Annotated in this window: 25 protein-coding genes; 13 read left to right on the top strand and 12 right to left on the bottom strand. The window is 62.5% G+C overall.

Annotated elements, in window-relative coordinates; genetic code table 11:
• Positions 1-238: 238 nt before the first annotated feature.
• Positions 239-814, bottom strand: coding sequence for a dihydrofolate reductase family protein (locus ACIHAX_RS28785; protein ID WP_356964974.1), 576 nt, complete (start codon positions 812-814; stop codon positions 239-241).
• Positions 815-886: 72 nt separating this feature from the next.
• Here ACIHAX_RS28785 and ACIHAX_RS28780 point away from each other — a divergent pair, with 72 nt between their 5' ends.
• Both ACIHAX_RS28780 and ACIHAX_RS28775 read left to right on the top strand, forming a co-directional pair.
• The gene (locus tag ACIHAX_RS28780; protein ID WP_356964973.1) at positions 887-1468 is read left to right on the top strand and encodes a TetR family transcriptional regulator; all 582 of its coding nucleotides are present in this window, start codon (positions 887-889) and stop codon (positions 1466-1468) included.
• 54 nt (positions 1469-1522) lie between these two features.
• Positions 1523-2326 carry an LLM class flavin-dependent oxidoreductase gene (locus tag ACIHAX_RS28775; RefSeq protein WP_364427526.1) on the top strand — a complete coding sequence of 268 codons (804 nt, stop codon included), beginning with the start codon at positions 1523-1525 and terminating at the stop codon, positions 2324-2326.
• Positions 2327-2475: 149 nt separating this feature from the next.
• Here ACIHAX_RS28775 and ACIHAX_RS28770 read toward each other — a convergent pair whose 3' ends face one another.
• On the bottom strand, positions 2476-3426 hold the full coding sequence (locus ACIHAX_RS28770; RefSeq protein WP_364427523.1) for a hypothetical protein: 951 nt from the start codon (positions 3424-3426) through the stop codon (positions 2476-2478).
• A 352-nt stretch (positions 3427-3778) separates the two neighbouring features.
• On the opposite strand from ACIHAX_RS28770, the gene ACIHAX_RS28765 reads away from it, so the two are divergent.
• Positions 3779-4015: a DUF6374 family protein gene (locus ACIHAX_RS28765; protein ID WP_355072629.1), complete on the top strand. Its 237-nt coding sequence runs from the start codon at positions 3779-3781 to the stop codon at positions 4013-4015.
• Positions 4016-4116: 101 nt separating this feature from the next.
• Here ACIHAX_RS28765 and ACIHAX_RS28760 read toward each other — a convergent pair whose 3' ends face one another.
• Positions 4117-4776 carry a serine protease gene (locus ACIHAX_RS28760; RefSeq protein WP_397280659.1) on the bottom strand — a complete coding sequence of 220 codons (660 nt, stop codon included), beginning with the start codon at positions 4774-4776 and terminating at the stop codon, positions 4117-4119.
• A 234-nt stretch (positions 4777-5010) separates the two neighbouring features.
• On the bottom strand, positions 5011-5256 hold the full coding sequence (locus ACIHAX_RS28755; RefSeq protein WP_364427519.1) for a hypothetical protein: 246 nt from the start codon (positions 5254-5256) through the stop codon (positions 5011-5013).
• A gap of 502 nt (positions 5257-5758) precedes the next feature.
• Here ACIHAX_RS28755 and ACIHAX_RS28750 point away from each other — a divergent pair.
• The 6 genes from ACIHAX_RS28750 (at position 5759) to ACIHAX_RS28725 (ending at position 10863) form a co-directional block, all read left to right on the top strand.
• A complete protein-coding gene (locus ACIHAX_RS28750) occupies positions 5759-6709 on the top strand; it encodes a hypothetical protein (RefSeq protein ID WP_397280657.1) in 951 nt (316 codons plus the stop codon).
• Entirely contained in the window at positions 6685-6876 is a 192-nt protein-coding gene (locus ACIHAX_RS28745; RefSeq protein WP_397280655.1) for a hypothetical protein, read from the top strand. Before ACIHAX_RS28750 ends, ACIHAX_RS28745 begins: the two co-directional genes overlap by 25 nt.
• Positions 6866-8248, top strand: a complete 1383-nt coding sequence (locus ACIHAX_RS28740; protein ID WP_364427513.1) for a toll/interleukin-1 receptor domain-containing protein — start codon at positions 6866-6868, stop codon at positions 8246-8248. The genes ACIHAX_RS28745 and ACIHAX_RS28740 overlap by 11 nt, the downstream gene beginning before the upstream one ends.
• Before the next feature lie 137 nt (positions 8249-8385).
• The gene (locus ACIHAX_RS28735; protein WP_364427510.1) at positions 8386-8700 is read left to right on the top strand and encodes a hypothetical protein; all 315 of its coding nucleotides are present in this window, start codon (positions 8386-8388) and stop codon (positions 8698-8700) included.
• 1173 nt (positions 8701-9873) lie between these two features.
• Complete coding sequence (locus ACIHAX_RS28730; RefSeq protein ID WP_397280652.1) at positions 9874-10197, top strand: hypothetical protein; 324 nt, start codon at positions 9874-9876, stop codon at positions 10195-10197.
• A gap of 114 nt (positions 10198-10311) precedes the next feature.
• Positions 10312-10863, top strand: a complete 552-nt coding sequence (locus ACIHAX_RS28725; protein ID WP_397280650.1) for a hypothetical protein — start codon at positions 10312-10314, stop codon at positions 10861-10863.
• Between the two features lie 646 nt (positions 10864-11509).
• Here the strand turns inward: ACIHAX_RS28725 and ACIHAX_RS28720 are convergent.
• The 5 genes from ACIHAX_RS28720 to ACIHAX_RS28700 form a co-directional block, all read right to left on the bottom strand.
• The gene (locus ACIHAX_RS28720; RefSeq protein ID WP_397280648.1) at positions 11510-12280 is read right to left on the bottom strand and encodes a TatD family hydrolase; all 771 of its coding nucleotides are present in this window, start codon (positions 12278-12280) and stop codon (positions 11510-11512) included.
• Positions 12277-13569 (bottom strand): hypothetical protein, encoded by a 1293-nt coding sequence (locus ACIHAX_RS28715; RefSeq protein WP_397280645.1) that lies wholly within the window; start codon positions 13567-13569, stop codon positions 12277-12279. The genes ACIHAX_RS28720 and ACIHAX_RS28715 overlap by 4 nt, the downstream gene beginning before the upstream one ends.
• Positions 13566-14066 (bottom strand): hypothetical protein, encoded by a 501-nt coding sequence (locus ACIHAX_RS28710; RefSeq protein ID WP_397280643.1) that lies wholly within the window; start codon positions 14064-14066, stop codon positions 13566-13568. Before ACIHAX_RS28710 ends, ACIHAX_RS28715 begins: the two co-directional genes overlap by 4 nt.
• A gap of 298 nt (positions 14067-14364) precedes the next feature.
• Positions 14365-14796, bottom strand: coding sequence for a hypothetical protein (locus ACIHAX_RS28705; protein WP_397280641.1), 432 nt, complete (start codon positions 14794-14796; stop codon positions 14365-14367).
• Positions 14762-16174 (bottom strand): P-loop NTPase fold protein, encoded by a 1413-nt coding sequence (locus ACIHAX_RS28700; RefSeq protein ID WP_397280639.1) that lies wholly within the window; start codon positions 16172-16174, stop codon positions 14762-14764. The genes ACIHAX_RS28705 and ACIHAX_RS28700 overlap by 35 nt, the downstream gene beginning before the upstream one ends.
• Positions 16175-17194: 1020 nt before the next feature.
• On the opposite strand from ACIHAX_RS28700, the gene ACIHAX_RS28695 reads away from it, so the two are divergent.
• From ACIHAX_RS28695 to ACIHAX_RS28685, 3 genes are all read left to right on the top strand, one after another.
• Positions 17195-19096: a DUF262 domain-containing protein gene (locus ACIHAX_RS28695; RefSeq protein WP_397280637.1), complete on the top strand. Its 1902-nt coding sequence runs from the start codon at positions 17195-17197 to the stop codon at positions 19094-19096.
• Positions 19097-19168: 72 nt separating this feature from the next.
• A complete protein-coding gene (locus ACIHAX_RS28690; protein ID WP_397280635.1) occupies positions 19169-19714 on the top strand; it encodes a hypothetical protein in 546 nt (181 codons plus the stop codon).
• 152 nt (positions 19715-19866) lie between these two features.
• Positions 19867-20823: a hypothetical protein gene (locus ACIHAX_RS28685; protein ID WP_397280633.1), complete on the top strand. Its 957-nt coding sequence runs from the start codon at positions 19867-19869 to the stop codon at positions 20821-20823.
• 136 nt (positions 20824-20959) lie between these two features.
• On the opposite strand, the gene ACIHAX_RS28680 is transcribed toward ACIHAX_RS28685, so the two are convergent.
• A complete protein-coding gene (locus tag ACIHAX_RS28680) occupies positions 20960-21220 on the bottom strand; it encodes a helix-turn-helix domain-containing protein (RefSeq protein WP_062969593.1) in 261 nt (86 codons plus the stop codon).
• Between the two features lie 346 nt (positions 21221-21566).
• Between ACIHAX_RS28680 and ACIHAX_RS28675 the strand changes: the two genes are divergently transcribed.
• Positions 21567-22709, top strand: coding sequence for a hypothetical protein (locus tag ACIHAX_RS28675; RefSeq protein WP_397280631.1), 1143 nt, complete (start codon positions 21567-21569; stop codon positions 22707-22709).
• A gap of 57 nt (positions 22710-22766) precedes the next feature.
• On the opposite strand, the gene ACIHAX_RS28670 is transcribed toward ACIHAX_RS28675, so the two are convergent.
• Positions 22767-23690 carry a hypothetical protein gene (locus ACIHAX_RS28670; RefSeq protein WP_397280629.1) on the bottom strand — a complete coding sequence of 308 codons (924 nt, stop codon included), beginning with the start codon at positions 23688-23690 and terminating at the stop codon, positions 22767-22769.
• A 317-nt stretch (positions 23691-24007) separates the two neighbouring features.
• The gene (locus ACIHAX_RS28665; protein ID WP_397280627.1) at positions 24008-24493 is read right to left on the bottom strand and encodes a hypothetical protein; all 486 of its coding nucleotides are present in this window, start codon (positions 24491-24493) and stop codon (positions 24008-24010) included.
• Between the last annotated feature and the right edge of the window lie 588 nt (positions 24494-25081).

Genomic DNA, 25081 nt, shown 5'->3' with positions numbered 1-25081 from the left:
AAACGATTTCGGACAGCCCAGGTCGCCGATCGGGCGCTACCGCGCCCCGTACCTGCCGTGCCGGGGCCACCCGCCCTTGGAATTGGTGACCGTGCGCGGAGGCACGGGGCGAGTCACGAAGCGCTGCTGGCTGGTCTTGGTCGGGAAGGTGCTGCGTTGCTTTCGCATATCGGTACCGCCTTTTCGATGCTCATGTGAAGCCACGGGATGCCGGAACTCCGGCGGGTTCGGCGCCGGATCAGGCGCGGTCGAACCAGGTGACCTGCGCGCCGGTGCTGAACTCTTGGCGCTGGGTGACCTTGAATCGCGTCGGCTCGAAATTGCCCGTGAATGCCCTGACGCCGTCGCCCGCGATCACGGGGTAGCTCTTGATGATCAGCTGGTCGACCTCGCCGAGGAGCTGTCCGGCCAGATTGCCGCCGCCGCAGAGCCAAATATCCAGGCCCGCTTCCTTCTTCAGTTGCCGGACCAGCTCGACCGGATCGGCGTCGACGACCTCCACCTGCGGGTTGTCCACCGGCGCGAGGGTGGTCGAGAAGACGTACTGCCTCAAGTGGTTGTACGGGCTGGTGCAGCCGATGGCGAGGCCCGGTTCGTAGGTGCCGCGACCCATGACCAGGGTGTCCAGGGTCTTGTTCGGCGTGTCGAGGGGCATGCCGACGGACTCGCGCAGAGGCGTCGGCACCGTCTCCGGATAGCGCTCGTTGATCCACGCCGTCATGTCCTCACACATCGGATAGAAGTCGAATTCCCCCTGCGGCCCCGCGATGTAGCCGTCGAGGGAGACCGCCACGTAGTAGACAAGCTTTCGCATCTTAACCGCCTCAACTGTAGTACTCTGTGCGAAGTGATTTGAACCGTAGTACTACAGATGGAGTGGTGTCAAGTGGTGCGCACGAATCCGGAACGCAGGCAGGCCCTGCTGGATGCGTCAATCGAGGTCCTGGCCCGCGAAGGGGCACGTGGCCTGACCTTCAGGGCGGTCGATCAGGAGGCGGGAGTGCCCGCCGGAACCGCCTCCAATTACTTCCCCAACCGGGACGCACTGCTCGTCCAGGTCGGACACCGCTATTACGAGCGGCTGATCCCCAGCGACGCCGCCATGGCGAAATCCCGCGGACCGCAGACCCGCGAGTCCATGACCGAACTCATGACCGAGGTGGTCGACCGGGTCTCCCATTTCCGCACCGGCTATCTCGCGATCCTCGAACTGCGACTGGAGGCCACCCGGCGGCCCGAACTGCAGGCGCTGCTCACCGAGCGGGTACGCGCGGATCTCGACTTCAATATCAGCAACTATCGGGAGTCGGAGCTGCCCGGCGACGAGGACGCCGTTGTGCTGCTCTACCTCGCCCTGAACTGGCTCATCCTCGAACGACTCACCCTGCCCGGCATTTTCGACGAGCAGCGGGCCGCCGAACTGGTGCGGACGATCGTGGACCGGGCAATACCCGCCCAGGTCAGGTAAACCGGAACGATCCATCAATTGTTCGAACCGACGCTCTCCGAGAGGAAGTCAGGCATGACGAGACCGTTTCGATTCGGGGTCGTCGCCCCGCTCAGGACCGACCTGCCGACGTGGCGAGATCGCGTGCGCCGCATCGCCGACAGCGGCTACTCGACGCTGCTGGTGCCCGACTTCCCGCAGACGCAACCGGCGCCCGGCCCCATGCTGGCCACCGCCGCGGCCCTGACCGACCTGCGCGTTGGCACCTGGGTGTACGCCTCGCCGCTACGCCCGCCTTGGCTGACGGCGTGGGAAGCGCACTCGCTGTCGCTACTCACCGACGGACGCTTCGAGATGGGCATCGGCACCGGCAGACCGGGAATCGAGGACGAACTCCGCGACAAGGGACTGTCCGTCGCGCCACCGAACGAGCGGCTTGCGCAGGTACGTGAGACCGTCGAAACGCTGCGCGAACTCGACGGCCCCGACCTGCACACGCCCGTGGCGATGGCCGTACTGGGTCCACAGGCCCGGTCGTTGGCGGCGGAGGTCGCGGACACGGTCACGTTCGCGCTGGGGGCTCAGCCGCGGGGTGAGGTCGAGCGGCTGGCACGCGACTTCCGCACCATCGGGAACGTCGAGCTCGCGCTCGCCGTGCCGGTCATCGGCGACACTGTCGCGCCGCACATGGCGCCACCCGACACCGACCCTGCCGCGCTTCGCGCGGCGGACGCACTGGCCGTACTTCCGGATGATCCGGCGGCCGCCGCCGAGGAAATCCGGCGGCGACGGGAGGAGATCGGCTTCTCCTACTTCGTCTTCGGCGCCGACTTCGCCGACCGGTTCGCTCCGATCGTCGCCGAGCTCGCCGGACGGTAGCCGAGCAAAAGGTCATGCCCACCGCCGACTACGCGGCACCATGGCATGGCGTCGATGTCGGTGGACCGCGGGTTCACCATGTCGTTGCGGCCCGGTACGGACCCGTCGACCGGGCCTGATCGGCGAATCCTGAGGTGGCTGGCGCGGCGCTAACTCGGAGGGGACGGCGATGCGTGCCCGAGCCGCAGTTGGCAGCCGATCACCGAAGTCGGAACTGTGATGCGGATGTCGTACTCTATCCACTTCAAAGGACCCACGGCGGTGGCGTAGATGCTCGACGCTCGCGCCATTTCCCCCCGTTCCCGATGAGCTTTGATTATCGCGGCGATACTGGTGATCAGCGCGCCGACCAAATCGGACTCGGTGGATGGCTCGTGAACCTCCCTACACAGCCGCGCCAGGACGAACGCTACCTTCTCCAGATCCGGCGCGGGCGGTCGGAAGATGTGCGGGCGCGCGCGGCTTCCGGCCGCGAGTGCGGACCTTCCGACTTCGTGCGCGGCAACGGCGAACGGTCCGCGCGCGTCCGGCTCGACCCGCCACGACCACATCGCCAGCACACCGGATACCTGGCTTGCCGCCCACCGCCATACCGCGCGCTCATTGCTCGGAACACGCGCCAATATCTCGTTGAAGCTCCGGACATCAGCCAGCGCGTATGCCCACAACTCGGTGTCATCCCACAGCACCGTTTCCCTGGCCGACCGCGTGACCGAACGCGGAAGTTTCCACTCGGTCTGCGCGTCCGCCACCGCATGCGCGTCAGGTTCCCACCCATCCCGCAAGTCGGGCAAGCTCAGGCCTGCACCGACCTCGAGGTCGGTGATCGCCGGACCGAGGCGTGCACTGTGGGCGTCCCGCCATTGGGCGATGTAGCCCGCGACATAGCCGTCGACGACACTGACTCGGGGCCGCAGGACGGTCCCGGTCGCCCGCATCCGGCGTATCCATTCGACCTCCGAGCGGCTGACCGCGGCCGCAGCGCGGAGCATGCGCCGCAGCATCCGATAGTCCGAGCCGTCGTCGTCTTCCAGCCGCTCGATTCCCGACAGCATCTGCTGCTCGAAACTCGCACCAGGCCCACGCAGCCCAGGCGTCACCGACCGATACAGGCAAAGGTCACAACCGCTCAATGCGACATCCGATCAGTCGACGAACCGACGACCACCCTCGGCCGATGGGAGTGAATCTCGGCCTCGTCAACCGCCGCGTCAGCTGGCGACGCACTCACCGTCCTTGGATGGCCCCACTGAGCACACCGAGTTCCTGCCATACAACCGACCCCTTCGACATCCGGGTGTTCGCACGAGTAGACGATCACCGAAAAGGAAGGTCAGACGTTAGATAGATGAAGCACAAACGGCTTGGATAAATGTTCTGGCGCCGATTACATCAAGAACACCAGCCAGACCGATGGGAACATATGTTCGACTCAAGGTAAGGTGCCGGAGTATGCCGGACCACGAGCCCATCCCCTTCGCTGGAACGCAGATCGACCAGGTGCGCAGGCAGCTGCTGGATGCGGCCGCGTTCGGCAAGCATCTGCGACCCGAGCAGCTGGAGAACATGGCGGGCAGGCTGGCCGAGGGTTTGCGCGCTTACACCGAGGCCATCACGGCCGCGACCACACCCGCGGCCCCGCCCACCGACGGGCGCGCCTGCCTCGACTACCGCGGCCGTCTCCGATGACGGTCGGTGTCCGCGAATTCCGTATTCATCCCGAGCGCGGGACCGGGCGGATCCGGCGGCGGGCGGGGATGTCGGCGGTCCCCGCTCGGTCGGTAGGCCGACTAGATCGGACGGAAGCCGGCTCCGGGACCACCGCGCGCGTCGACGTCGTCGATGATGGCGGTCATCTTCGTCCCGAGCTGAGGTCCGAGGCAGGGCACCGTCACGTATGCGTTCACCATGCTGACGAGTGTCGTTCCGACCACGACCGGCCCGCCGGAGTCACCAGGGACGACACATATCTGCGTCCAGGTCCACCCGGACTCCAGCACGTCTCCGTAGGTCAGTCCGCAGGTGTGGCCGGTGCTATAGCCTTCCTTGCACGCGATATCCGGGAACTGCGCCGGACCGCCCACCTGGGCGATCGTCGTGTTGCCGACGCGGCTCACCGGTACGACTTTGTCCGGTTCGAACACGATGACGGCGTAGTCCATGTCGTTGTTGGCCTGGACGATGGTGCCGACAACGCCGGCGTCGCGATCGGCCGCCGCGGCGACGGTGGTACCCGCACCACCGCAATGAGCCGCGGTGAATCCGACCAACCGGCCCGCGCCGTCGTGCCCGATCGTGGTGAGCGTACAGAGGCCCTGATCGTTGACGGCGATGCCGGAGCCGCCGCCCAGCACGACCGGAGCGGCGGCGCGCACCATGCCCGCGTGCGCCCCGATCAGCGTTGCGCATGCCGCGAACGCAGCAGCTGTTCCCGCAAGTTTCTCGAACATGCCGGATCCAATCGGTCGAAGGGGAAGATCGTCCCCCCCATGCCGCGCGAACAGTACTGCTGTTTACTTGAAGAACTCGAAGACCAGGCGTCCGGACGTCGTCACCAATCTTGCGGGATCGAGCCTGGTCGAGTGCGCCTCCTAGGTGACGAAACGCCGACGGTCACGCCACGATCTGGCGAGGGTGCGTGACGCGCGGCGTTCGTCGTTTCCTGAGCGATGCCGTCCAGCAGATCATGCGATGCAGATCGGGAAGACGAAGATCAACGGCGGGAAGAAGCAGACCGGCCAGAAGAACGGGGCCCAGAATAGAACGGCGTCATCGGTCTGCAATTGCCCGTGCTGGGAGACATCTACGGCTGCAGGAGGGGCAGGCACAGGCGCTACGTCCGGGGACCCGGTAGCAACACCCGAACCGAAAGCGATCATTGGCACACAGGCTGCCGCAGCCGCGGCTGCGATAATCTTGTTTTTGGTCATTGTGCTTCCTTCAACTGACGGTTGGGATGCCTTCGCCCGTTGAAGGCTCCCTCTTATGACCCCTCTAACTCTTCTCTCAGGAAGCTCGCAAGATCATCGTCCTACGGGTCGGAAACACTCACCCCTCGGGGTGAAACCCGAGGCGAGCACGGGTTCGCGCACCGCGCCCGCGTCAATGGCCGAAATCTCGTCGGCGAGTCGACTTCACCGACCCGATGCCCGCGAAAGACATGTTCGAATTGCCCGGCCGGCAGCACCGAACCGGCCACGTCGGGAAACCCTCAGCGTCGAAACAGAGGCGTTTCCCTTGTCCCGCCGGATCACCTGCGGTTCCCGGTCTTCCGCGGTCGGGAGCAGGCGACCGCGCCCAGGGCAGGCGGATGCCGTTGAGGCGGCGAGAATCTCGCTGAACGGGGTCTACGGCACAACGATTTTCGGCGCGGACGGCCGCCCGGTCGCTACTATCCAACCTACTGTTACCTGATCAACGAGGGGATGTTCGGTGCAGTCAGGCACAAACGGCTCGATCGGCGAGCGCCGCACAATCGCGATCGTCGGCGGGATACGCCCTTGCGGGGTGGAGGACCGTCCGTCGTGGACCGAGGACAACGGCGCCCGAGCCGCGCGGGAGGTCGGCGCCGAACTGGCAAGGGCAGGCTACGACCTCTTCGTCTATTCCAGCGCGCCGCGATTCGTCGAACGCGATGTGGTAGCCGGATACCTTTCCGTCGAGCCGTGCAGAGCCGGTTCCATCCATGTCCGGCCACCGTACGGATCTTCCGAAACCAGTTTCCCGCATCCACCACATAAGTCCGGCGCCTTCGAAATTCGTCATGAAGCGGAAGACGACTGGGAAGTCTCTTATTACCGTTCGCTGCGTGAAGCCGACGGTGTCGTACTCATCGGTGGCGGCCGCACCACATTGATCACCGCGATGGTGGCGATGGCGTTCGATATTCCCCTCGCGCCCGTCGCCGCTTTCGGTGGTGCCGCGCGTAAGGCATGGGTATCGATGGGACGCACCGGCAATCTCGTCACGCCGGAAGAGCTTTCGATCCTGGGCGGCGAGTGGAACGCCGGCGCCGCTGAGAATGTCGTCGCGATCCTGCGCACTCAGCAGGAACGCAAACAATCAGCGGAGACGATGCGGTCGCGCGCCGAGCGGCATGCCGAGTACAAGTCCGGAATCGGGCTGCTCTTCGGCGCGCTCTTGCTGATCGGCGGATTCGCGATGATCCCGCTGGTTTACGCGGTGGACGGCAACGCATCGCTCACCCTGGTCGGGCTGATCGCGGGCTCCCTGCTCGCGGCGACGTCAGGGGCGATAATCCGCACTGCCGTCGACCGCAGGGAGGACTGGGCGCGAAGTTCGGTATTGGGGATGTCGGCCGGGGTGCGATCGCGGTCCTTTTGTTCATCTCGGCACAATTGGCGACCTCGCCCGATCTGTTGACGGGCCCCGGCGCGCGACGGCTCCTGTTCTTCGTACTGTCCGTCGGTTTCATCGCGGGCTACACCTTCGACGCGGTGTACGCCAAAATCCGCCAACAGCAGGTCGTCGACACATCCGGCCTGCGTTCGGTCCTTCCCGAGCCGCAGGCGGATCAGAATGGCAACTGAGAAAGACTCTTCCAGCAGGCCGAACGTCTTTCTCAGTCACCGGTACCGATCACCCGATGTCAACCTGTTCTTCTGGCGAATCATCCGGAAGGTGCAACCGGTCGCCTTCCGCGTGGACGAAGGGCTGACCTTCACCAGCCCGACACGGCTGGAACGGATGATGCGAGACGCGGACGGGTTCGTGGGCATATACCCGCTACCAGGAGACGCGCAGACGGCGTGGGATCTGCGCACGCTCCAGCACGAAGCGCGGTACTTCCTGCTCGAGTTGAGCATCGCCGCACGCCTGCGGTATCCCAGCATCGTTTTCTGCGACCACCGGTACGGCGCCCTGTTCCGGTGCCCTCCGGAGATACGAGTCGTTGAGTACGACCCGCAGGAGATCACCGACGAACGCTATTCGCCGCTGATCGCGCGCGTCACCAAAGCATTCGAGACTTTCGCCAACGGTTTGCGGGCGCATATCTCCGCACGCGCCGGAACACGCTCGTACCGCCGAAGAGAAGTAGGCCTGCTGCTGAACCGGAGCACCAGGGCGGAGATCGGCGATGTGTTGGAAAGCAGCCTCGAGGAAGCGGTGTGGCAGCCGGTGAACCTGGCCTGGCCGCCTCGACTCGATTTGACGTTCGTCAGCCGGCTGCGCGAACTGGACTGGCTGGTAGTCGCACTCGACGACCCGGCGGCATATATCGCGGCGAGCTTTGCCGCAGGGCACGGCGTGCCTACGCTGCCCCTGTTGCACACGCCTGCCGATCGAGTGCCCGACCAACTCTCCGGAGCGTTGTTCGAGGATGTCCAGCCGCGCCACAGTAGGCGGGTGTTGTCCTGGCAGGATCGCGACGACCTCGGAAGCTCTTTCGAGGAAACCCTCACTGTGATCGGGCATCAGCCCCGGCTTTTCCACGACGCCGATCAGGCCAGCCGATATTTCACCACGGCCGCGCTTCGCAAAGAAGTCGTATTTCTCAGCTACGCCAACGAGGACAGAGAAACGGCGGACCTGTTCAGCCGGGCCCTGCATGCCAGGTTCCAGGAAGTCTTCGACTATCGGAAGACCGGATCCATACGCACCGGACAGAACTGGCTGGACGAACTCATGGACAGCTTGGCGAAGACAGCGGTCGGCGTCCTGCTGCTCTCGCCCAGCTACGTCGCCAGCCCGTATTGCGTAACCGAGGCCCAACGCCTGTACCAGGCCAGCATCGAAGGCCGCGCGACACTGCTACCCGTACGACTTCAGCATGTGGAGCTACCCGAGTTCCTCAAAGGGGTCCAGTACCGCAGGCTTCCCGGCAACACCGAGTCCGATGTCGAAGCGGCGGTGCGGGAACTGATCGAATTACTCGGCGATGCGGAGCTCGGCGAGCAATAGCAACTGCCCCACCCCCGTCTGCGACACACTAGCTTCGTCGAATCGGTGTCCACCCGCGTCCTGACACCTACCGAGCCACCAGAAATAGGGGCTCTCCCGCCTGGTTACGATCAGCCCAACGTTCTGAGAGGAAAATCATGACCAAGCCCTTCGCCGCTGTACTCGCTACGGCCGCCGCCACTCTGCTCTTCCTGCCCGCCGCACCCGCGCAAGCCCAGTCCCCCTTATGCGCCAGGGCCATCGAGCTGATCAACCTCGCGATCGACACGAGCGGCGGCACCATGGACACGGCGACGGCGACCGAGCTGTCCGACCGACTGGGCGGCCTGGCCCTTTTCGCCCAGGGCGCGGAGAAGGACGTCATCACTGCCTACGCCGACGCACTGGTAGATGCCAACGTCACCGACCTCGACCCCTACACCGACAATCTCAACCGCGTCTGCGCCGCCTGACCGCAAGTCACTTAACCCCTCAGCGTCGAATCTGAGGGGTTTTGCGCTGTCTCTACCTGGTCACATGCCCATGCGTTCCAGCGCCCAATCCGTCGCGGCTTCTACGTCGTCAGCCGGGACGGACCACGTAACGTGAATCGGCGGAGTCACCCACCGATGCCGACGCCGGCCACGATCGGGCCGGATCACTCAACCTCCGAACTCGCGGCGCACGGGATACGCCCTCCCGGATTCGGCTCTCCCGCGCAGCGTGAGCCTCATAACGCGTCCTTCTCTCATTCGTCGTAGTCGGACGGCCACACGATCATTGCGACGACCGCCGGAAGGTAGGCCGATCACGAACGAGAGTCCGATCCGAGCCGCGCTCACCGGAGCACCTCGCCGAAGCGGGCCAGCGGCCGAATGAGGCCTGTGGCGAGGCACATTCGACGTCGACGATAGCCATTGCCCGATCCATCGTCACCGCGTCCACGTGCGCGGACGATGGTAGTAACACCACGTCTACCCCCGGATGACTCGACCTGTTCGACCAGGCCGAGCACCGTATCCATATTCGCCCAGTGCAGCTCGTATCCGAGCCGCCGCGCCAAGCGGCGGACCTGAGCAGAGTCCCCTTCCGCCGTCGGTGACGACGGGTCGATCCAACCGAGCGCGTCCATTCCCCTTTGCCCTTCGTCCCTTGGCGTTGGTGAGTTCCCGCCGCCGAGGAGCACAGTCGACCCAGTGGCGGGGCTGAATCGAAGTTAAGTGAGCTGCGTTCTCGGGCCGACGATTTCGCCGTCATCAGGCCTCCACACCCGGGCTAGGCTGGAGTTGTGGAACCTGGGGTGCTGTTGCGCGCCGCCAGGGAGGCGGCGGGAATCTCGCTGCGCGGGATGTACACCGTGGTCGAAAACCTTCGCCCGTGAAGCGCGCACGGCACGAGCCGATGCGGCTGCGCTCGCGTCCGAGGTAACGCAATATCGAGTTTGGCCGGAGCACGCGGTCGGAGCCGACACCGCCGCCCGGCGCAGCCTGGCCACGGCGGTAGGTCTGGCGGCAGACTCCCGTGACCCGGACCGCCTTGTGCACAGCCTGGGATTCTCCGGTTGAGTCACCTGGATCGCGACCGGGGATTACGGCGAGGTCGTCGCCCTATCGGACGCCGCACTCGGCGTGTGAGATGCACATTCCGTGCTCGTCGCCTACGCACATATGCGGCGGGCCGAATTACTGGCCGCGCGCGCAGAAACACGCGAGGCACAACGCGCCATGGCCGCCGCCGACGTCGCGACGGAAACGGCGGACGGCGTCGAACCACCCGAGGCGATGTACTGGTGGACTCCCCGGTTCGGCGCCGTGCAGCGCGGCGAGGTTCTTGCACTGCTCGGACGCCATTCCGAAGCGGTGCGTGAGGCGACACAGGGACTGGCGACCATGCCCCATGAGCACCGGCGGACGGAGTGGCTGGCGTCGGCGCTGCGCCGAGTCGATCCGGATCTGACCGGCGACGCCTGACCTGACAGGGCAGGCCGGCAGGCATAATCTCGCACCGTCGACAAGCCGCCCGGCAGGGACAGCGGGCGGCCCATCTGCAGAGCGATTCGCATCCATGAGCCCTTCGGCCGCAAGGTGCTCGATGAGACGAAATCCATTGCTGTCGCAGCGCCGTTCTGGATCAACTCGGCTGTCGAGTTCGACGTTTCCGCAGATCAGAGGGGGTTTGTGGACCTCCTGGGGGCCTATTCGAAACCCGCGTACCAGGGGTCACGGCTACGGAAGCTAGTCGAGATGCTGCCGTCGTTGCAGGTCAAGGGGCGAAATGCTGAGGCTGCTCCCCTGCCACAGGTGTTCAAGGTGAGCCAGCGACTGACAGCCGAGGCCGAAGGTGAGCTGGCAGAGGCGTACCGGGACGGTGCAACCACGACGGAGTTGCGCCGACGATATGGACTGAGCCAAGGCAGCGTGCTCAGGCTGTTGGCCGAACACGGCGTGGAAATGCGACAACAAGGACTGTGCGAAGCAGATGTGCCAGTAGCGGCGCAGCTGTACGTGGCGGGGTGGACACTGGCACAGCTAGGTACGAAATATGGGGTGTCACCGAACGCGGTACGGCGGAAGTTGATGGAGGCGGGGGTGCAGATGCGGGCGAGGGGTGGGAGTAAGCCGAGGCGGAGGGGTTAGGCGGCCGCCTGCTTGTCGTCCTTCCTCTCTTTTTCTAGCTCGTCACGGATCTTTTGGATGCGTTGCCGCTCACGGACAACTTCAATGAGGGCTTTGGCAAGTGGTTTCATAACTGGCTTGGGACGGGCTACGGCGCTGATGGTGATCTCACTGCGTTTGAGGTGTGGCTTCTTGGGCGCGCCGGAGATGTAGACCGGGCGTAAATGAGCTTCGCCGTAGGCAATCTGAGCACGGAGTTGAGCGAAGGCTTTGCCAGCACGTTGTGGTAGCGAGGGATCTGCTTTGGATATGGCAGCGCGTGTTCGAGCAGGGTCTTTTCGGAGAGACGTTCGGTGAGGCGGTAGTACTGGTGGAGGGACATTTGAGTAGCCCAGGGGAGATAGCCGAAAGGGCCAGGGTTGTGCTTCCAAGCTTCATAGAGGAAGCGGTAGTTTTGGAGGTAGGTGGGGTTGGTGAGGCGGGGCATGGGTGATAGTCATACGTCCAGAGTAAAATGACCAACTATCCCCACGCGCGCACAGCAAGATATTAAACGGTCACAAAGCGCAACAGCTTATGCGCAGAACGCAAAAAGGCCCGTCCACGACTTCGCCGTTGGATCCGAGTTCGACAGCCGGATCACCTTCTGAGCGTTGCGGGACATGCACTAGCGTTCGGCATGCGCAAGCATGCGCTGTACTGCAGCAGGAAATAGCGGTATTAGTGTCAGATCGCCCGCCAAGCGGGCCAGATTTCCCCATTGCAGTGCCCTGATGGCCGCGACGTCGGTTTGCTGATAGCGTGCGAGCCCTTCCTCGACAGCGTGCGTATTTCCCGGGCGACGGGGACGGACAGAACGCCGGTCGCCAGCAGGATGGTCCGTTTCGAGCAGCAGGCGGTCTTGGGGAATGATTTCCACTTGCAGCTTGCCTAGCATGGCGTGATTGACTGAGAAGTAGCAGCCTAGTTCGATAGCTCGGCGCGTCTCCGACTCGGAGCCTAGCCACCAGTGCAGAACAACGCCGTCTACGTCTCCATCCTCGACCAGGTCTAGAACCTCTCGTGTTCTTCCTACACTGTGAATGGAGAGGATTCGAGGCAAATCCTTGCAAATTTCAAGTATCGTCCGGAAAGTGCGATATTGTTCAGCCGCAGAGACCTTCGATCTCGCGTCCAGTCCGATCTCGCTTACGAATGGCGTGGTTGCGAGTTGTTCGCGGAATGTATCTGCGTCGAAGGCGACGTGTGCCTCGGGGACTCCTGGATGACACCCGAGACCCCACACGACAATCTGGTCATGTCGGTCTAGTGTCTGAACGAACTCCTTTTGTGACCTGGTGGCGGCGAAGATGACGGCTCCCAGTCCCTCCAGGTCTCGTTGAGTGACCGAGGTTTCGACATGGGCATGTACATCAAGCGGGGGAAGTTGTCGGCTCATTTCAGGAACTCCGCGAGTTCGGCTACCCCTCGAACGCACAGGTCATGCGCGTCTCTGGCCGAGTAGCTCTCCGGGAGGTCCATAGCCATAATCGTGGCATTGCTGATGCCCGCTGATACGAAGTCCCTCATCGCGACTTCGATGGACTTGCCCTTCACATAGTCGGCGGACGTTCCTGTTCTGTCGTTGCTTAGATAGATTGTCTGATCGTCCAGCCCCGCCGCATGGAATGAGGCTCGCCGGACAAGGCAGCCGAAGCAGACGCCGCACGAACTGCCGGGACTGATGCCAGCCCATCTCCCATCGGCATGGGAGCATGAGTTGGTCTTACTCAAGTATGTTGAGGCGGCTTCAGCACCGAAGGTGTCCGCAAGGCTGCGGAACATCTCACCTTTTGTCATTCGCTCGTAGGGATTGACAATGTCGCCATGTGCACCGATATCGGTCAGTAGGTGCCTCAGGTCGGCCAGGAATTTCGGGTGTGTGGTCTTGGTAGATAGGCTGCCGCGGCGTTCGGGACCCAGCGGAGGGTTGAGTGAGGCGAACCCGTTCTCCGGTATCCATAGTGGGGTGTCGGTGACTGAGGCTGCCGCGAGACCTAGTGCCAGGAACAGGATCGACCGGGAGCGTGTTGAGCGCTCGTCTTTAAACTTGGTGCCGTCCAACCGTTCACTCTTACGAGTGAGTTGTATCCGGTGATGTGCCTGTCCTCTGCCAGCAACCAGACGCTCGATCTGCGCAGCAAGCGCCTCTTGTACGCCTGCCATGGCATGCTGGCTGAATTGCGACATCAAGATGTGGCCTTCGCCCGCGGCCAGGTTGTGTCTGGACATCAATGCGCCGGTTGCCGAGTCGGCTCCCCCGCTGAGGAGAACGTTGCGGCGTGTGTTGTCTAGGATCGAGGCGGGCGCGGAGGAGGGCAGTGGGACGGCTTGATCGAAGGTGAACGCCCACGTATCTCCGGTGAGGAAGCCGATGATGTGTGCCAGGCGTGTTGCTTGGCCTGCCCAGGTCTCAGGGTGGTCCACCGCGACGGTGAGGTCGAAATGCCTCCGATTCCAGTTCGATCCCCCTCCAGCGCGCAGCACCGACCGGTCGGACGCCAGCACTGCCAGAGCGATCCGTACGAAGTCGGAGTTGAGTGGACGCACCTGTCCGAGCTGGGTCAGTGAGGGCTTTAAGGGGCCTTGGAATGTCGAAGCTGCGGTTTCATTCCACAGGAAGACCTCATCGAATCCGCCTGCCCTGGTTGCACGTTCCTCAGACACCTCGAAGAGAATCGACGTCATGCCGAACCCCCATAGATTTTCACCAGCATGTCGATACCCTCCCGGATAGCTTGCGCGATTTCGGCTTCGGTTGCCCCAGTGGCCGACAGACTCGCCTGGCTAGCGAGGACACCAGCAGCATCACGGATTTCGTCTTCGACCTGCTTGCGCTCACTAGCGTTCATGGAGCCGGTGCGCAGCGTGTCCGACACCTCGGACAGAGAGCACTCAGCGATAATTAGTTCGATCGATTTCCGTGCGACTTCATCGGGCCGGGGGGCGGAATCAGGTGGACTCTCGATGATCCAAGCGATGAGTTCGGCGACGATCACGCGTTCTTCACCAGATTCAATCGTTCCGTCACTCTGGCTATCCAGAGCAGCTTTCGCAATCCGTGATCCGACTTCAAGGGGGTCGTTGAGTGCGACTAGCTCGTCGTAATTCAGGCCAGCAGCGGCCAGTGTCGCGCGATCACCAGCCGCGTAGGCCGAGGCGAGGCTCCCTGCTCGCCCAGCCACCCGAGAGGTCCGCTGAACCGACCGAGTTACACCGCCAGACGAACGCCCACCCGCCCCGCCGGCACCGCCTGCCGATCCACCACTACCACCTCGGGAGTTTGCCAACATTCGGATTATCGGCCGTAGTCGGTCAATATTGCGTAGATCTAATTGCTGTTCCGTCGCCGATGCTTCACTATCCGGCCCTGTGTGGCCGGTCGATGGATCGTCATCGAGCCAATCCGCTATAGAATCGCGAAGATCCTTTGCGTCCTTGCCGCCGCTGCCACCAAATGAGCCACTGGTACCCATTCGGTCACTACCTCCCCATCACCTGTTCGATAGCGGTGCGGACCGTTCTGGGTGTGTCGCCCTGGCGCCAGTCTTCGAAGAGCGGCCGATACATGGCCTCGTCCCGGTTCCGGAACAGCAGGACCGTCGCCGGTGTCAACTCCTTCACAGGAACACGCTTCAAGCCCGAAATTACAGCGTCTGTCACCGACTGGTGGAAATCAGCGATCCGCAGGATGGACTGAACAGTGAATTTTTGGATCGCTGGCTGGTCTCGGGTGGATCGTGCCAGATAGTCGACCAGCTGGCGCGCGTCAGTAGCATCCAGAGCGCGCAGGACATCATCCGTTACTGACTGTCGCTCAATTTTGCTGCTGGACATCAGATTCGCCGCGATATCACGCAATCGCTGCGGAAGCCCCACATCAACGATCGGCTTGTGGGTGAAGGATGCAGCCATACAGGTAGGCTGAAACCTTCGACGCATCAAGCGTTGGCGGAAGCTTCGCCCATCGGATCAGCTCGTCACTGAAGACGGGGCCCTCGGGTACACCGTCACCGTCTGCAGCTTCATCAGAGGCTGACATCGGCGTTCCCTGGTTTGCGGTAGCATGCACAGCGTCGAGCTGGTCGCGCAGCTTGTTCTCCGAGAGCCACTCAAGTACTTGTTCGAATTCAGCCTTGAGCAACTTCTCTAATACCATTAGTTTGGCGGTAGCCGCTGGTTCCAGGGAGATACCGCGACGCGATGCGACTGAATGTCGCACATTGAGGTCATTCAGGAACCGCTTGATGCGCCGCGGATTGCCCTTATGCTTCTCGTACAGGATCGGCGTCAGCCTCGCGGCGATCGCCAGAGGTTCGTCTAGGTCCACCTCGGCCGGCACTTCGAGACCATCGAGGCTGCCTTCGGTATGCCGCAAGTGAGTGCACTGCGACACCAGATCACCGAACTGCACGTCGTCGACGCTTGCGCGACACAGCAGCAGGAACAGATACGCCTGCGTGTCGACTCGGCTGAGCGCGGGGAGAGGTACCGTCGTCTGCACGATCTTGTGCAGATACAGCTCTGCGATGCTCTCTTCATCATCCGCCACTTGCGCATCGAGCTTCAGGTGATGGCGAATCGCCTCAGCCACTCGGTTCTCGTCAGCCGCAATGACGAATGACATGCGCTTGGCTGACAGGAAAAGACGGACGGCTTCCAGTGTCTGCACAACTGTGGTGGGCAAGCAGCGGTCTAGATCGTCCACCAACACAACGACCCTCGAAATATGCCTCAGGCCAGGGGAATCGAGAAGTTCCTCAAACTCTTCCCTGAACTGATCCATCCCCCGCGGCTCACCCTCGGAATCATCATCTCCGTCGCCACTGTCATTTATCAGTTCCGGCAGATCCTCAAGGCTCGGTAGTTGCAGCGTGATAGCCGTGCTGGCTGCCATTTGGATCGCCTTTGACCAGTTGACCTTCTTGGCGAGCTTCTTGACCATGGCAAGCGCTCTACCCTTGGGGTCGCTCTCGGGCTTGATCTCGCCCTCCAGAGCGGTCAGTACCGCAGAGATGAGGCTTTCCTTCGGGCCCACCAGCGGGTCGAATCGCCACGGGTCGACGGGTACCACGAGTACTTGGCCGTTCTCACTACCTGCAGCTCTTGCTTTTATCTGCGACTTAACCAGTTCCAGAACTGTCGTCTTGCCACTGCCCCACGAGCCAGAAATGCCCAGTGCAACCGGATCGAGTGCGTCGTCGAAAATCGCGTCCACGACTGTCGACGCAATCGCATCGAAAGAGAGTAGGTCAGTCGTTGATGGCTCGTCAGAAAGCAACGGGAAGATCAACGATCTACTTTCGACACCGCTACCAGGGTTAGTCATTCAGAAATACCTCAACTTAAAGCAATAGATTTATTATGACAGGTCTGCGCGAAGTTTGGAATAGCGGACTTTTTGGGATGCTTAGAAATGCAGGACAGCCCAGTCAGTGCCCGACGCATTGCACATACCCAAGAGTTTCTCGGGCGTGTTGATCAGGTCCCCGGATGCAGGAATCGCCTCAGCAATCGACAGAGGTTGCATCACCCTGGATCTCGATCGACAGCGATACATCCGAGTATCTCCATGATGGCCATCTCGGATATCGTAGTGGCTACAACCTACATCCAGCCCAATCACCCTGACATGCTAGGGGAATCGGTCGCACTCCTAAGCCACCGCCGCGCTTCGATACTCCCCCAAGCGACCCGATGGGGCCGGTGATCACTTGCACTCCGAGCCGACTCAACGACGAGCCACCCTTCATCTCGTGGGCCACGACGGATCGCGGTCCGCGGCACTCAGAACGTCAAGCTCTCGTCACGACATGGCTGCCACCACTGACAACCACATGCCTCTCTGGTAGTTTCAGCGCCCTACCGCCAAGTAGACACGAAACCCCAGGACCAGAGCCCCCTCGGCATCTGGCCTGGGGTTTGCTGTGTACCGAAAAGGGAGCCTACATCCGACCCAACCCTGATGGAAAGCTAGTTTGCGGTCAGATTGAATCTTCAAACGTGATCTACATCACGTCTTGCTAAGAGCTACTGAAATGAATGAAACTCCTGGTGGTGGCGCAATGTTCTCGATCTCCGCTTGACCCGACCGTCCAGTTTTCAACTCGCTTGCCTTATATCAGCCACCGATGCCATGACCATTGCCAATGGGTTGCTCCATCGACGACATGTCGCTATGCCGCTCCTGCGGGTCCCATGGCAGCAGATCATGCTGCTCGACAGCTGATCTGGCATTTGCAGCAAGATCCGTGCGCCGTCCCTAAGCTAGGCATGCTTGCTTGGGGGTTCATTGAGTCGAGGAGATCGCCTAATGAAAGCTGACGCGCTGGCGCCGCGAGCGTTGTTCGACGGTGCTGTGCATTACGAGATCCCGGTCTTCCAGCGACCGTATGTCTGGTCGGAGGAGGACCAGTGGGCACCTCTATGGCAAGACGTCAGGCGCGTCGCAGAGCGGGTGGTAGAGGCGAACGGCGACCAGGACACGTTGAAGGAGATCGGCGGACACTTCCTGGGTGCCATCGTCTTCAAGTCCAAGCCCGCGATCTCCGGAGACGTCACGCGGCACGCTGTCATCGATGGCCAGCAGCGCACGACCACCCTGCAGCTGCTGCTCGATGCCGCACAAAAAGCCTTCACTGACCTCGGTTACGCCGACGAGGGCGAGGCGCTTGAGGAGCTGACGGTCAATGCGGCCAAGCGGTTTCGAGGCAAGCCGGAGCAGTTCAAGCTCTGGCCGTCGCGCTCGGACCGCGAGGCATTCGCCGCCGCCCTAGTCCAAACCGACAGCGGCCAGTATTCCGAGCACCGCGTTGCCGAGGCGCACCAGTTCTTCAGCACCGAGATCCGCACCTGGATTTCCGGCGAGCATGAGGAAGGCGAGCCAAAACCGGTTGGGACCGAGAAGCAGCGGGTTGAGGCACTCACCGACGTGCTGCAATCGCGCCTGCTCGTCGTGGCGATCAACTTGTCCGGGCATGACGACGACCAGTTGATCTTCGAAACGCTCAACGACCGCGGCACACCTTTGCTCAAGGCGGATCTGATCAAGAACTGGGTCTTCCAGCAGGGCGAGCGGCTCCACGCCGACATCGATAGCTGGCCGGACCGGTTCTGGAGCGACTTCGACGACGACTGGTGGCGCGATGAAGCTTCCCAGGGACGTCACCTGCGCTCACGTATCGACGCATTTCTGCAGTACTGGCTAACGATGCGCACACGAGAGGAGATCCTGGTCGAGGAGACATTTCGGGCCTTCATCCAGTACGCCAGCGATCACATGACAACCGTCGAATCGGCCGAGGCACTGCTCAGCGAGCTGATCCGTGACGCGGAGACCTACCGCACGCTGGCCGAATGTCCCCCGGACACTGCAGCGGGACGCTTCTACCGGCGAGTGATCCAAGAGTTGGAGCTTGCCGCCACCACTCCGCTACTGATGTCGATCATCTCCGGCAACCACCAGGTCCCCGACGATCAGATTGAGCTGGCACTGGATGCGCTGGAGAGCTGGGTGATCCGCCGTACGCTGCTGCGCTACACCACGAAGGATGTCAATCGGTTCATGGTCTCAGTTTTGGCGATCCTCGACGGCATCGAGCCGGAGAAGGTCGGCACCGCACTGTTCGGCTACCTCAGCGTGCAGAGGGCCGAGACGCGACTGTGGCCGAGTGACGATGAGCTGCAGGAGTATCTGCCGACACTCCGCATCTACAAGACGATCCGACAAAGCCGACTTCGAGTCGTTCTCGAGGCGATCGAGCAGCGGCTGCGATCCGAACGCCATGAATCCGTCAGTCTCAGTGGGCCACTGCAGATCGAGCACGTCATGCCTCAGAAGTGGCAGCAGCACTGGGATCAGCAGCCGCCCCTGACCGGCGAGGCCGCCCGCGAGCGCGACCGACTCGTCAACACACTCGGCAACCTCACCCTGGTCACGCAGAAGCTCAACGGCTCCCTGTCCCATCGCCCCTGGACTGACAGCGAAACGCAACTCATCGCCCCCACCGGGCGCGAGGCCGGCAAGGGCAAGCGCTCACTGCTGAGCAAGTTCAGCCTGCTTGTCCTCAACAAAGAGCTGATCGATGACCACCCTGACGCGTGGACCGACACCGATATTGTGAAGCGTTCGGCCGAACTGACCAGGCTGATCTGCCAGGAATGGCCCGGCCCCCACCAGTTCGCGCCAGCTGCCGACAGTACCGATGAGGCGTGAGGTGGCGGTAGTCGACGATGCGCCACAGGTCAGCAGCACGATCATTCACCAACATTGCCCCGCGAGGTATGAGTGGCATCCAATAACGACAAGCATGTCGTTGGCAACAGCAACGGCGACCGTATATCCCTGTTCTACGATGGACGCGTCAAAGTCCGCTCAACAGCGCACCTTTGGACTGTTAGTGGCAGGGAGCGCCAGACCGCTCTGGGTGAGAGTATCCACATCGAGATCGGTGAACACCTGAAGGTCCCAGGTCCAAAGCCGCGGCGCCCCGATATCGACGTGCCGACCGATCCCGCACTCGGCCACACGGTGGCGGCCACCGTCTGCGCCGACAACGGCACCTTTGTCCAGCTGTTCCACGATGGCACTATCACCGTCGGAAACGATGGGCGGGATATCCGCGGACTGCTCAATGCGGGGCGCTATGCGAACTCGAAACGAAACCAAAATGGGGTGGGCGGCTCAGTGATGGTGCTGTTCGAAGGAACCTACCGACCGCAGCAGCACCGCTCCTCGGACTATCCGCTGCTTCACATCCCCGAAGGCCGGCCACCGAGTGCGCTCAGACTGTACCCGGATGAGTTCGAGATCGAGACGCCCGGCTTCGGCTGACCGTATCGAGTTGCAAAGGAATGTCTGCCGCACTTCGCTGGGATATTGGGCTGCCCACTTGGGCGGCACCGAACGGGGCGACGCCAGTGGGCAGCGAGCAGAGGAAAGACACAGGCATCATGGTAGGTATTCCGCTTTCACCGTCATTCGAGGTGAACTACAACGCCTACGCGTTCCCAACCTCAGTGGACTCGCGGGGACAGTTGAGCTTTCGGGCCGAAGAGTTGGCCCATGCGCTGTTCACTACCGGGCGTGCCCCCGGTGACCGCCACCGCTATGGCAGCGCATCGACCTGGGAATGGCTGTACCGCACGTCACTCATCCCGGCCTACATTCGTCGTCGGCCCTATGGTGCACTCACCCGTTCGCGGCTGGCGCACGAGCTCGACCGATCCGAACTCGTCGGCCTCTCCTATGCACTCGGTACGGCAATGACAGCGATCTTCTGCCGCCAGGTGCTTGGTGTCAGCCATCTGCTGCATATCGACCGCTACGCATCGACGTACGGAGTCGTCTTCGGGACCGGCCGTAAGCGTGCGGATCTATTTGGCTTGGCCTCCCCGGGGTGGGTGGTAGCCGAAGCTAAGGGGCGTTCGCGCGCCATGGAGCGCACGCTTCCCGAGAAGCTCCGCGAGCAAAAGCGTTCCGTGTTGTCGATCGACTCCGACCCGCCGTGGCTCGCACTGGGCTGCGTCGCCTCCTTCCCCACCGGGGAGGAACTGGTGGTCGATGCTTTCGACCCCGACGAGCCAGCTGAAGACGCCATCCGGCTCGACCACGTGACATGGGACCGCTACCTCCACGCCTACTACCAGCCGTTCATCAATGCACTCGATGCTGGCGACCGCCTCGAGGACACGTCGGTTGAAGTTCCGTTCGAGACGGTCAACTTCGGGGGCTTCCGTGTGCAACTCGGACTCCTGAGAGGACTTGCTGACCTGGCCAGGGAAGTTCCCACAGATGATCCGGCCGGCTTCGGTGAGCGCGTCTCAGAGCTGCTCGCGTCAGCTCGCGAGCGCCGGATTCCAATGTTCCCTGACGGGTCCATCATTCAAACGGACTGGACGGAAGCCATACAGACACCGGACTGGCTGCTCGGGCCAGAGTAGCTGGGCACGACCGACGAGCTGACTCGGTGACGGCAGACGATCTCACCACGCCCGCGGACACACTGGCACGGACCAGTCGCCATGGAGCACGATCGACCCGAGCCGTTAACGCGTCCGAGCCGAGTTCCGCGGCCCTCTAATCTGACGCAGCCGCCGGAATAGGTAATCCGCTGACCAGCTTGCCCGCGTCGATGTCGAGGCCGTCGGCAATCTTGACGATGGTTTCCAGGCGCAGACTGCGTTGCCCGCGCTCGACCTTGCCGAGTTGGGTCCAGTGAATGCCGCATCGAACTGCCGCTGCTTCCTGGCTGAGGCCGATTTCAAGGCGGCGGTCACGGACACGAGAGCCGAATACGCGAGTGGTCTCGTTCAACGGAGGCTTGGCGTCGTCGGGCATGATGCCCAACCCCATACGACTCAGGCGGAAGCGGCCAGAGTTTGACGTACGCAAGCGTATTGACCCCAAGCGTTTCGTACCTTACTGTCGAGTCGCCCTCGCCGAGAGAATGGGCGGTTTTGCCCCGTTGACTGGGGCAAAAGCCCCCAGCGCAAACCCGCCACTAGGCGAGGCGAACCGGGAGGAGGTGGCACCATGGGCGGCGGAAACGGCTTCTTCGGTGGCGGCAACGACTAACGACCGACACCTTGACTGCAGGGTGGGGCGCTCGCGAGTTGAACACCCCACCCTGCTTTTGGTCTAGGCCAAATACCGCCAGCTTGGTACAATAGATGCATCAAACTCCATGAATGATGCGCTGAACCGACTCCTCCGAACCAAAAAACTCCTCGCTGTCGTGGTGTTGTTCGCGACGGGCGTCGGGCTCATGGCAGTCGGCAAGTCCCTCCCGGCAGGGCGAGAGCTGGGATGGCTGTCGTGGGTACCGTGGAGTGAGTTGGGCGCGCTCCTCGTTGGCGCCGGCCTGCTCGGCGTCTGGCTTGACAGCTACTTCGAGCGCGAGAAGCAGGAGGCAGACGAAGCACGCCTCCGGCGGCTGCTGATCGAGCAGGCGCCCGCCATGAAAGAAGCCGTCATCAAGGGATTCGCCTTCGCAGACGATGACCTCCAGCGGGTAGCCACCCCTGAACTCCTGGACGAGATCATCGCCAACAGCCTGGCAATGCGACTCAAGGACAGGGAGTTGGCCCGCGAGCTCTACACAGACATTCGCGACCAGGCTGTGCAGTCCATCGAACGATGGCATGACGTCAAACTGTCGGTTCGGATCACCACCCCGACATCGAATACCGCCCATGCAATCTCCGCCGATCCCGCCGGGCTTGTCATCACGGTGCGTCAGGAATACACCACCGTGCCGTCAGGCACCGTGCGCCGGTTCGTATCGGTATCCGATGCCGACGAGTACCGCGCCCTGACCCACGATCCCGCCTCCACTTTCGCCTGGTACTACAACCCAACCAGCGGCATCGACGCTGGCGCCAAGGAAGCCTTCGAACTGGTCCAGTTCACCGTTGATGGCGAGGAACGCGCCATCCGACGGAGCGCTCGAAAGGGAGCGCAAACCTACACCGTCGATCTTGGTCTACCGGATGGCCATCGGACGCGGCCACGGACCCTCGCATTCACCTACCGCCTACAACCCGCACCGCAGAGCCGGTGGCTGCAGTTCACGGTGGATCAGCCAAGCCGCGGGATCGACATCGACCTCGACTACAGCGACACGGACATCGCCTACGTCAACCTGATCGACTTCATTGCCAGCAGCCACAAGACCGTCGTCACCAAGAGCCCAGAAGCAGTGCCCGGCAGAACGATCGGCCTGCAGTTCGATGGCTGGATCATGCCCCGAAGCGGGGTCGCCTTCGTCTGGGTGAAGAACGACGAGGTTCACCGCGCAGGAGCCGGTCAGGATCGGGCAGCGGCATAGCCCCTGCGCTGCGGGACAGCATTCTTCTTGCAGCCAAGCATCGACGACATCGGGCTGCTACCACCATCTGCGCTGCCGCCTCTTGACATAGATGACGGGCATTTCCGAAGGATCGAGCGGCCGGTCAACAACCGGGCGAACCTTCTCCGGCGTGATGCGCTCTCGTTCGTGTTCCTCTTCCAACTCCTGGCCCAGGAAAGCGTTGCTCTCCTTGACGATGCCGATTGCCCGAGCCGCCAGAATGTCCAGCCGCTCGACTTCAGCCTCCGCGGCAAGCAGACGCTCGTGGAAGGTGACTGCTCGATGACCGCACCACTGACGAAGCATCTCATGGCGCGGACGGTGGCGCTTACGGTAGGAGTCGTACTCCTGCTCGGGGGTCGCGGTTCGTTCACCTGACCCATCGACAGCCTGGAAGGTTCGGCCGTGCTTGCAGCGCTCCCGCTGTTCGGCTTCTTCCTTCATAACAAGCTCAAGTATCGGTGTCGGATTCTGGTGGCAAGCAAGTTCGGCCATGAGGATGCCGGCCGCCGAGGAGAGGTACACCACCTCGCTCGCTTCGAACCAGGCGATGTCCGCGGTCAGCTTCTCCATCGGGATCCCGAGCAGTTGTTCGAGGGCAGTGGTGTCGCGGACCGCGATGCAGTCTCTGATTGGTCGTCCTTCGATCTCAGCGACCTCGTCCGGAATCAGCGTGCCGAAGACTTGGGCGACGGCGTATTCCTCTATCGCGGTCATTTCGTAGTGGTCGTCGTTAAGACGCTCCCAGTTGGCCCACCACCAGTCGAACTCGTCTACCTGCGCCCACGGCCCGCGCAGGCGACTTCCGGGCACGTTCTCCTTGGTACCTCGCGCTTGGCCGTCCAAGAACTCGATGTCTACCCGCGAGGTTGTCTTCCGCCGCTCGATGCCGATGATGCGGACCCGTTGTGATGGCGCGAAGTCCTTAGCTCGGTAGATGTACTCGTCGCCGACCTCCATGGCATGGATCCTCGACGATGCGGTATGACCCCGTCGACGAATCGGTCGGATTCCCGAGGTTTCGCGTATCCATCAGAACGCACCGCACCGCCAGGTTCGTCGCCGCTGCGCCGGCTATGGATCCGAGCGGCTGCTCCGTGGCAGCCCTCCTGATGTTCTACGAGCTGGTTCTATCGGTGATCTGCGACGTCACTGATCGGTGAATGCTGGCGTTGGTGCCGATCGGACGATATCCGTATCGACGAATTCTGACGTCGTGCTCTCTGTTGCAGTGCGCCGATTCGTGTGCTCGAGCCCGATTCGCACGCGGAAGAAGATCAGTCGAGCTCCGGATCTGCCAGCAGCACCACGCGGTCGGCGGCGGGGTCGAAACCGAGCACCGGGTGACCGTAGTCGCCTTCCGCGCTCATGGATACCGGCTTGCCCAACCGCCGGCCGACCGTGCACAGGAAACCACACAGGGTGTCCAACCCCGCCTGACCCTGCAACTGGCGAAGGTCGACATCGAAGTCGATCTCTGTGGCAGACCATGGACGAAAGACCACCAACACATCCGGGACGGGCCAGACACGCAGCGTGACGATCTCCGCACCGGCAGGGCGCGGCAGAACCTCCGCGGCGGACGGCAGCCGCTGCGTGACGTCACCCTCCGAGTACTCCCATGCCCACCCCTTCGACCGGACCAGATCGAACACCGCCTGCCAGTCCTCGACCGAGGTGCCCGACACGGATACATCCGGCAGCGCACCCATCAGGTCGGGGTCGAAGAAGTTCTTGACCTCACTCCACAGCAGATCCGGCATCCTGCCATGCTGCCAGAGCGGATCTGTCCGAGCGCAGCACGAGTTCATGGCTCCACGCAAGGTATGCACTGCCGAAGTCCGACGCCCAGTGACGTCAATTTTCACCGTCACGACAACGTCGCACTGCCCTCATACGACGTCGGAGTTCGCCGAGAAACGATCTCGGAGTTCGCCAGCACAACCATACGAGCCAATGCCGTGCAGATCGGAGCATCCAGACGGCTGCGCAGCGCCGAAGACACACTATGACTGACTACCGGAGCCACGGCACCCCGTTGGAGAAGTACGAACTGACCCGACGAGACCACCGTAGACAAAAGGACTGCGAGGCAGCGCGAGAATGGGCGAAGGAGCAACTTGCCAAGTGGCACATAGAAGAACAGGCAGACCCCAGCCTCCGCGGACGGACAGAGGCCGCCCGGACCCGCGCGTTGAAGAAGATGGCAGCGTCGGGGCCAACGCCGGACCACGACCTTATGCGTTGGCGGATCCGACTCTATTGCGGCCACATCACCGAAACGACACGACACCGCGAGACTGCTGAGCCGACCATGCACGGTTCATCCGCCCACCCCTGTGCAGCATGCG

The organism is Nocardia sp. NPDC051929 (genome assembly GCF_044548645.1).
GTDB classification, from domain to species: domain Bacteria; phylum Actinomycetota; class Actinomycetes; order Mycobacteriales; family Mycobacteriaceae; genus Nocardia; species Nocardia sichangensis.
This window is presented reverse-complemented; position numbering and strand designations above follow the sequence as displayed.